5 protein-coding genes and 2 pseudogenes are annotated in these 8731 nt (G+C 64.3%); 2 read left to right on the forward strand and 5 right to left on the reverse strand.

Annotation, left to right across the window (positions count from 1 at the left end; genetic code table 11):
- Window positions 1–106: 106 nt before the first annotated feature.
- Together BSZ39_RS11465 and BSZ39_RS15155 are read left to right on the forward strand one after the other, a co-directional pair.
- A pseudogene (locus BSZ39_RS11465) lies at window positions 107–544 on the forward strand (sodium:solute symporter family transporter); the annotation flags it as partial.
- A gap of 127 nt (window positions 545–671) precedes the next feature.
- A pseudogene (locus tag BSZ39_RS15155) lies at window positions 672–1007 on the forward strand (sodium:solute symporter family transporter); the annotation flags it as partial.
- 498 nt (window positions 1008–1505) lie between these two features.
- Here BSZ39_RS15155 and sucD read toward each other — a convergent pair.
- The 5 genes from sucD to BSZ39_RS11495 all read right to left on the reverse strand — a co-directional run bounded on the left by sucD (window position 1506) and on the right by BSZ39_RS11495 (window position 8629).
- Window positions 1506–2429, reverse strand: a complete 924-nt coding sequence (gene sucD, locus BSZ39_RS11475) for a succinate--CoA ligase subunit alpha (protein WP_073717461.1) — start codon at window positions 2427–2429, stop codon at window positions 1506–1508.
- Window positions 2430–2445: 16 nt separating this feature from the next.
- On the reverse strand, window positions 2446–3609 hold the full coding sequence (gene sucC, locus BSZ39_RS11480) for an ADP-forming succinate--CoA ligase subunit beta (protein WP_073717462.1): 1164 nt from the start codon (window positions 3607–3609) through the stop codon (window positions 2446–2448).
- 121 nt (window positions 3610–3730) lie between these two features.
- Window positions 3731–5710 (reverse strand): acyltransferase family protein, encoded by a 1980-nt coding sequence (locus BSZ39_RS11485; RefSeq protein ID WP_158025191.1) that lies wholly within the window; start codon window positions 5708–5710, stop codon window positions 3731–3733.
- Between the two features lie 53 nt (window positions 5711–5763).
- Window positions 5764–8142: a DNA helicase PcrA gene (pcrA, locus tag BSZ39_RS11490; RefSeq protein WP_083603318.1), complete on the reverse strand. Its 2379-nt coding sequence runs from the start codon at window positions 8140–8142 to the stop codon at window positions 5764–5766.
- 7 nt (window positions 8143–8149) lie between these two features.
- Window positions 8150–8629 carry a DUF456 domain-containing protein gene (locus BSZ39_RS11495; RefSeq protein ID WP_073717463.1) on the reverse strand — a complete coding sequence of 160 codons (480 nt, stop codon included), beginning with the start codon at window positions 8627–8629 and terminating at the stop codon, window positions 8150–8152.
- Window positions 8630–8731 lie beyond the last annotated feature (102 nt).

Here is an 8731-nt window from a genome sequence, read left to right on the forward strand (position 1 = left end):
GGCTTCCGGAACCTGACCCACTACATCGCCCGCAGCCTCCTCGAGGCCGGCGGATTCAAACCCCGACTACACCCTCGATTGTGAAGAGCCGGATTACCGCCTTGCGGGTCGCTGCCTCGGGCCGATCATGTATTCGGGCACGATGAGTGCCATCGTCATCGGCGGCTCGGCGACCGTGGGCGGCGTCGCGCTCGGCTACCAGTACGGCATCTCGGCGCTTTGGATCGTCACCACGCTTGCCACCGGGTTGCCGATCCTGTTGCTGTTTATCGCGGGCCCGGTGCGCCGCGTCAAGGTGTACACGATTAACCAGGTCCTTGCGCTGCGCTACGGCGACGGCGCCCCAGCCAAGGTATCTTCCCTCATCACGGTCCTGTACACGCTCACGCTCGCGATCAACTCCACGTCGGTTTATGCGACCGTCTTCGCGGTGATGTTCCCCGGCATGGGCCGGGGCTGGGCGGTCACCCTCGGCGGCGGTGTCGTCGTCCTGTACTCGGTGTTCGGCGGCATGTGGTCGATCACCCTGACCGACATGATGTAGTTCATTTTCATGACGGTCGGAATGTTCTTTATCCTGCTCCCCTTCAGCCTGTACCATGCCGGCGGCGTCGGGCCCTGGTCGAGGCGCTGCCCGAGACCTTCTTCTCCCCACCGGTATCGGGTTCCAAATGGCCATCACCTACTTCGTGACCTTCACCCTCGGCATGCTCATCGGCCAGGACATCTGGCAGCGAGTCTTCACCTCACGCACCCCCGCTATCGCGAAGTGGGTCGGGACCGCCTCGGCCATCTACGCCACACTGTACGCTATCGCGGGCGCGGTCATCGGCATGGCCGGACGCGTCGTGATCCCCGATGTGAAGGATGGCCACTACGGCGAGGTCTTTGCGCTGCTCGCGACCGGCTACGTGCCGTCCGTCCTTGGCGGCATCGTGCTCGCTGCCGGTGTCGCGGCCATGATGTCGACGGCCTCCGGCGCCCTGATTGCCGCGGCGACCGTGACGCGGGTCGATATCGCTCCGGTAGTCAAGAGCTTGCTGCGCGGCGGCAAGGAACAGGCCAAGGCCCAACTCCAGGATCTGTCGACCGCGGAGGCCATCTCCGAACACGATCAGCTGGCCGACGAAGGCGGCATTAACGCTGACCGCATCTACGTGCTGGTCTTCGGCATCTTTGTCACGTTCATGGCGGTCTTCCTCACCGACCCCGTCATGGGAATGGTCATCGGCTACGACTTCCTCGTCGGTGGGCTGTTCGTTCCGATCCTTGGCGGCCTGATCTGGAAGCGCGCAACGGCAACGGACGCGTGGACGGCAATGATCGTCGGGACGATCGCGGTCGTCATTGGGATGCTGACGTTCGGTGCGCTCGAAAATGAGCCGATCTATATCGGCCTCGGTGCCAGCCTCGTGACCTTCGTCGTCTCCCTGCTGACGCCTCAGAGCAGCGGACAGAGCGAGGCGCCGCCCGGGGTTCCGGGCGGCGCCTTACGCTATGGGCTACTACTTGCCCTGCAGGATCGCGCGAGCGAGGTTCGCGGTTTCGGTCGGGGTCTTGCCGACCTTGACGCCAACAGCCTCGAGAGCTTCCTTCTTCGCCTGGGCGGTGCCAGAAGAGCCGGAGACGATGGCGCCAGCGTGTCCCATGGTCTTGCCCTCGGGAGCGGTGAAGCCCGCGACGTAGCCGACGACCGGCTTCGTCACGCTGTCCTTGATGTAGGCCGCGGCGCGCTCCTCGGCGTCGCCACCGATCTCACCAATCATGACGATGAGTTCGGTCTCGGGATCCTCTTCGAACGCCTTGAGCGCATCGATGTGGATCGTGCCGATGACCGGGTCGCCACCGATGCCGATGCACGTGGTGAAGCCGATGTCACGCAGCTCGTACATCATCTGGTAGGTCAGGGTGCCGGACTTGGACACGAGGCCAATCTTGCCCGGGCCGGTGATGTCGGGCGGGGTGATGCCGACGTTCGACTTTCCGGGTGAGATGATGCCGGGGCAGTTCGGGCCGATGAGGCGAACGCCCTTGGACTGCGCGTAGGAGAAGAACTCCGAGGTGTCGGCGACCGGGACCCCCTCGGTGATGATGACGACGAGCGGGATGCCCGCGTCGACGGCTTCGATCACGGCGGCCTTGGTGAAGGCCGGGGGCACGAAGATCACGGAGACGTTCGCGCCGGTGGCCTCCTTGGCCTCCGCGACGGTGCCGAATACCGGGATTTCCTTCTCGCCGGCTTCGACCTTATCGGCCGCGGGGCCCGCGGGCACGACGTCGAAGGTAACGGAGGTGCCCGCCTTGCGGGGGTTCACGCCGCCGACAATGGTCGTGCCAGCTCCGAGCATGCGCTTGGTGTGCTTCTGGCCTTCCGAACCGGTCATGCCCTGGACGATGACCTTGGAGTTTTCATCGAGGTAAATAGCCATGAGATGCGCTCCGTCCTTACTTCGCGGCCAGCTCGGCGGCCTTGGCCGCGGCGCCGTCCATCGTGTCTTCCATGGTCACCAGCGGATGGTTCGCCTTCGCGAGGATCGCGCGGCCCTCCTCCACGTTGTTGCCATCGAGGCGCACAACCAGCGGCTTCTTAGCTTGGTCGCCCAGCATCTCGAGGGCCTTCACGATGCCGTTGGCCACCGCGTCACACGCGGTGATGCCGCCGAACACGTTGACGAACACGGACTTGACCTGCTCATCGTCGAGGATGACGTCGAGGCCTGCGGCCATGACTTCGGCCGAGGCGCCGCCGCCGATGTCGAGGAAGTTGGCGGGGCCGACGCCGTACTTTTCGCCCGCGTAGGCCACAACATCGAGGGTCGACATCACGAGGCCGGCACCGTTACCGATGACGCCGACTTCACCGTCGAGCTTGACATAGTTCAGGTCGGCTTCCTGCGCCTTGATCTCGAGCGGGTCCGTCGCAGACTTGTCCACGAGTTCCTCGTGTTCAGGGTGACGGAAACGCGCATTGTCGTCGAGCGAGACCTTGCCATCGAGGGCGATGATCTGACCGTCCTCGGTCTTCACCAATGGGTTGACTTCCACGAGGGTGGCGTCCTCACCGGTGTAGACGTCCCACAGCTTCAAGATGACCGCGACAACGTCGTCCTTGAGCTCGTCGGCGAAATTGGCCTGACCGACGATCTCGCGGGCCTTTGCCTCATCAATGCCGACGGCCGGGTCCACGGGCACCTTCGCGAGGGCTTCGGGACGCTCCACGGCGAGCTGTTCGATCTCCATGCCACCCTCGACCGAACACATCGCGAGGTAGCGGCGCTCAGCACGGTCAAGCAGGACGGAGAAGTAATACTCTTCAGCGATCTTCGCGCCTTCGGCCACCATCACCTTGTGGACGGTGTGGCCCTTAATATCCATCCCGAGGATGGCCTTGGCGGCCTCTTCGGCTTCTTCCGGCGAGTGGGCTAGCTTGACGCCGCCGGCCTTACCGCGGCCACCGGTCTTGACCTGAGCCTTAACGACGACGGTTCCGCCGCCGAGGTCTTCCGTGGCCTTGCGGGCCTCTTCAGCCGTGGTCGCGACGATGCCCCTGAGCACCGGTACGCCATGCTTATCGAAGAGATCCCGAGCCTGGTACTCGAAGAGATCCACGCTTCTAAAGTCCTTCCGTGTTCGGATAAAAATGCCTCGACATCAAGACATCTAAGGACAGCCTAGCCCCCAGCCGGGGGTGTTTGCAGAGATTCGTGCCGACTGTGGGCGGACCAACGTCCTAGGACGAGGTGAGCGTCGCACTGAGCTGCTCGAAGGCCGCTTTGACCGTATCGGCGTACAGGTGCGCGCCCTTGATGCCGGGGTGGACGCCATCGGCTTGCAGGAGGCCGCGATTGTCCGAGATTGCGCCATGCCAGTCCGCGACAATGACGTTTGCGTACTCATTAGCGATCGCTGCGATGTCGGCGTTTACGCTATCGATCCAGGTCGATTTGCCGTAGATATTCACGACGACGACAAGGCGGTCGGTGCCGAGGGCATCGAGCGCGTCGCGCAGCATGCTCGGGTCGGGAAGTCCGGCGTTCGTGCCGAGGGCGATGACGACCCCGCGGCGGACCCTGCCCGCGTCCAGGGCTTGGCGGATCTGCTGGAGTCCGGCGGGCCATTGCCGCGAGGACTTGGCATCGACGGCGATTCCGGGGAATCGGTCCTCCATCGCATGGATCGTCGTGACGAGCAGCGAGTCGCCGAACGCACTGATCTCCTTGCCCGTCGGAACGCCCGTATCGAGCGTGTCGGCGGCTTTTGCCGTATCGCCGTTTCCGGCACCGTCGTCGTGGACGCCATCGCCGGTCGCTTTCTCAGACGCTGTCACGGGGGCCGGAGTCGACTCGGTCGGGGCGGCTTCTGCTGGCTGCTCGTCCTGCTTGGCCTTTTCGGCCAAAAGTTTTTCGCCCGCTTCGATCTGCAGTTGGGTTTCCGACTTTTCGGGCGCTGTCGCGATCGCGACCGGCATGACTGCGAGGCAGGCTGCCGCAGTCGCGGCGATCGCCCGCGGCTGCCAGTGCTGGGCGGAGCGAACGGCGACGAGGGCGCGGTGGGCACACACCCTAAACCCGTGGCGCCGGATCGGGGTTTCGATGTAGCGGTAGGACGTGGCCGCGATAGCGAGCGTCAGCGCGCAGGCTATCGCACGCATCACCCAGGACGCAACGGAGTCGGGCACGACCGAAGGTGTCATCGCCGCGAGGATGAGAATGACGGGCCAGTGCCATAGGTAGATGCCATAGGAGCGCGCCCCGATCCACTTAACCGGCACCGATTCCATCACGGGCAGGAATGGGTGCCGCCCCGAAATCACCGCCGCAATAATGATCGTCGTTGCGAAGGACGCGAGAACGAGTCCGCCGCGGAAAGTCCAGACGTTGTCTTCCGTCACTACGCCGAGCAGAACCGCGAGCAGGGCGGTCGCCAGCAGGGAGGCGGGGATACGCCAGCGATGCCATAGCTGGGAGTCGAGGATCGAGTAGCGCGACCACATGAAGGCAAGCGCCGCGCCGAACATCAATCCAAACAGGTGAGTGTCGGTGCCGTAGTAGGCGCGCGTCGCATCGGTACCCGGGGCGACGTTGAACGCCATCCACGCGGCCGACGCAATACCGATGGCGCCGACGATCCGCACGCGGGTGCGCACGGTTTTCGTCGCGACCAAAAGGATTGCGACGATGATCGGCCAGAACAGATAGAACTGTTCTTCGACGGCGAGCGACCAGAAGTTTACGAATAACTGGGGCGAGGTGCGGGCGAAGTAGGAACTGCCGGCACCGATCTCCACCCAGTTAGTCGAAAACGTGAGCGCGCCGAGCGTTTGGCGTCCGATGCCCACGAGGAGGTCACCACCCACGAAGAAGGCGGCGGTGACGGAGACGACGACGCACGTGACGAGTGCCGGGATCAGTCGACGGGCGCGACGCAGCCAGAAGCTTTTGAGATCGATGGCCCCGTTGGCGGCGACTTCGCGCAGCAGGAGTGTCGTGATGAGGAAGCCCGAGACGACGAAGAAGATATCGACGCCGATGAAACCGCCCGTCAGGGTCGCGGGGCGCAGGTGATAGACGAGAACTGCAAGGATTGCGAGTGCGCGCAGTCCATCAAGTCCCGGGATGGCCTTCGGCCGATCCCCCGGTTCTATTCTTCTGGGCCCACCAGGCTGCCGAGCCGCACGCGGGGCGCGTGTGGGCTTCACACGTGTTGCCACGATTCAAGGTTAAAGCTGAACTTGAACATTATCGGTCTCGGCGCGCCGGGGCATTACACATCGAGTTTTGTCAGCGGCGCATAGCGCAGCATGAGCTTCTTGACCGCCCCGTCACCGAAATCGACACTAGCGACCGCGCGCCACCCCTGGCCGGTGACCTCGAGAACCGTACCCAGACCGTAGGAGTCGTGCAGGACGCGGACGCCCGCCTCCAAGGACGGGATCGTCTCCTCGTCCTTCTCCGTTGCGCGCACGGCTCCCGCCCGCTGGACCCGCCGGGTGTCGGAGGTCTTGGGCCGGTAGCCGCTGCCAAAGGAGAGCCGACTGGAGGTTTCTGACGTCGAGCGGAAGGCCTCGGCGCCGGCCACCTCACGACGCCAGTCAACGACCTCTTCGGGGATCGCGGCGAGGAAGCGAGAGGGCGGCAGTTGCTGCGGCATCCCCCATGCGGATCGGACGGCGGCACGCGTGAGGTAGAGCCGCTCGCGAGCGCGGGTGAGCGCCACGTAGGCGAGCCGACGTTCCTCGGCGAGCTGGCTCGCATCATCGATCGAACGGGCATGCGGAAATGTTCCGTCTTCCATACCGGAGGCGAAGACGACCGGGAATTCGAGTCCCTTTGCGGTGTGGACTGTCATGAGGGTGATCTGCCCGGCGTCGTCGTCGGGGATGGAGTCAGAATCGGCGACGAGGGCAACTCGTTCGAGGAAGTCTCCCAGATCGCCGTCGGGCTGAGTTTCGCGGAATTCTGCTGCAACGGCGTGCAGTTCGGCGAGGTTTTCGACGCGGGACTCATCTTGCGGATCATCGGAGGCGCGCAGCGTGGCGACGTACCCGGAGCGGTCGAGGACGGCGTCGAGGATCTCTGCTGGGGAGGCATCTGTGGCGAATTCGCGCACTTCGTTGAGCGTCGCATGGAAATCTCGCAGCGCGTTCATGGTGCGCGGAGCGAGCCCGGGGATGTCGCCGTCGACCGCGGCGGCGATGGCGGCCCCGAACGAGATGTCGTGGTCGTGGGCGTAGGCCGCGACCGTCGCTTCGGCCTTATCTCCCAGGCCGCGGCGCGGGGTGTTAAAGATCCGGCGTATCGATACGGAGTCGTCGGGGTTCGCGATCGCTCGCAGGTAGGCGAGGGCGTCTTTGATTTCCTTGCGCTCATAAAAGCGTGTGCCGCCGACGACGCGGTAGGGCAGGCCGGTACGGATGAAGATTTCTTCCAGCGCACGTGACTGGGCGTTCGTGCGGTAGAAGATCGCGACGTCCCCGGGCTTGACGTTTTCTGTTGCGAGGCTATCGATCTCAGAGGCGATGAACCGCGCCTCGTCGTGCTCGGAGTCCGCCGCGTAGCCGATGACCTTCGCACCATCGCCGGAGTCGGTCCACAGCCGCTTGGCGCGGCGCCCAGCATTCGCGGAGATCACGGCGTTGGCGGCGGACAGGATGTTTTGCGTCGAGCGGTAGTTCTGCTCGAGGACGACGGTGTGGGCGTCCGGGTAGTCCTTTTCGAACTCTTCGATATTGCGGATCGTCGCGCCGCGAAACGCATAGATCGACTGATCGGAATCACCCACCACCGTGAGTTCGGCCGGCGGCACACCCGCATCATCGTCATCGGCACCGACGAGGGCACGGACGAGCATGTACTGGGCGTGGTTGGTGTCCTGGTATTCGTCGACGAGGACGTGGCGGAACCGGCGGCGATAGGTGCGCGCGACCTGCGGGTTGTTTTGCAGGAGCTGGACAGTGCGCATGATGAGGTCATCGAAGTCCATCGCGTGCGCCTGCTGCAAGGCGTCGTTGTAGAGCCGGTAGGCCTCGGCGATCTTCTTCTCGAAATCCGTGCGCGCCTGCGCTGCCGCGTCCGCGGGCGTGATGAGTTCGTTTTTGAAGTCGGAGACGCGTCGGGAAAACAGTTTAGGGTTGAACTGTTTCGGGTCGAGGTTCAGCCGCTTGCACGTCAGCGCCATGAGGCGCTGGGCATCTTGCATGTCGTAGACGGAAAACGTCGAACGGATGGGCACGTCCCGATATTCGCGGCGCAGGATCCGCACGCATGCGGAGTGGAATGTCGAGACCCACATGCGGTTCGCCTGCGGCCCGACGAGGGAGCGGACGCGCTCGCGCATCTCGGCTGCGGCCTTATTCGTGAACGTGATCGCGATGACCTGATCCGCGCGGGCTCGACCGGTCGCGAGCGCGTAGGCGATGCGGTGGGTGAGGACCTTCGTTTTGCCTGAGCCCGCGCCGGCGACGACGAGCAGTGGACTGCCCGTGTGGGTGACGGCCTCGTGCTGCTGGGGGTTCAGTCCCGCAAGCAGCGCATCGGCGTCGGCCGAGGCCTCGGGGACCTCACCCGATTCCCACACCGCGGACGGCGGCAGCGGAGCGGACGCACGAGCGGCAGCGACGAGCTCATCAAACAGCGAATCCATACGTCCTCTACGTCATCCAGGCGGCCCAGCCCCACAGTGCGCTCAGCACGAGGGCAGCAAATAGCTCAACCAGGATAGCGAGGCCCACTGACTTCAGTGCGGCGAGGGGCGCCGCCCAGGCCTGTTGGGACGATCGCGAGCGGCGCCCCTCCCCCAGGTAGACACCGAGGATGAAGCCCAAAACTGCACCGATCACGGGGATGACGAAGAATCCGACGATGGCGAGCACGCCACCGAAGATCATCGAGGAGTTCGCCACACCGGCGCGCTTGAGCCTTTTGCCCGCGAGGAAGAACTTTCCGAGGGACGCCAGCGCAAAGATTACGACAGACGCAATCAGCAGCGAGATCCCCCACGTGCCACCGGTGACGCCGCCCCAAATCGCGACGGCGAGCGCGACGATGAGGAGGCCGGGATAGACCTGGACGACCGCACCGATGACACCGACGACGCACGCGATCGCGACGATGGCGTCGAGCTGTTGCATGAGTGGGCTAGATGTAGTTCCTTGGGACGTTGCGAACGGTCGAGATGAGATGAAGACCTCCGGCAGGATGTGGGTTACCACACTCGCATCCAGTCACCGGAG

The organism is Bowdeniella nasicola (genome assembly GCF_001907295.1).
In the GTDB taxonomy this organism is placed as follows: domain Bacteria; phylum Actinomycetota; class Actinomycetes; order Actinomycetales; family Actinomycetaceae; genus Bowdeniella; species Bowdeniella nasicola.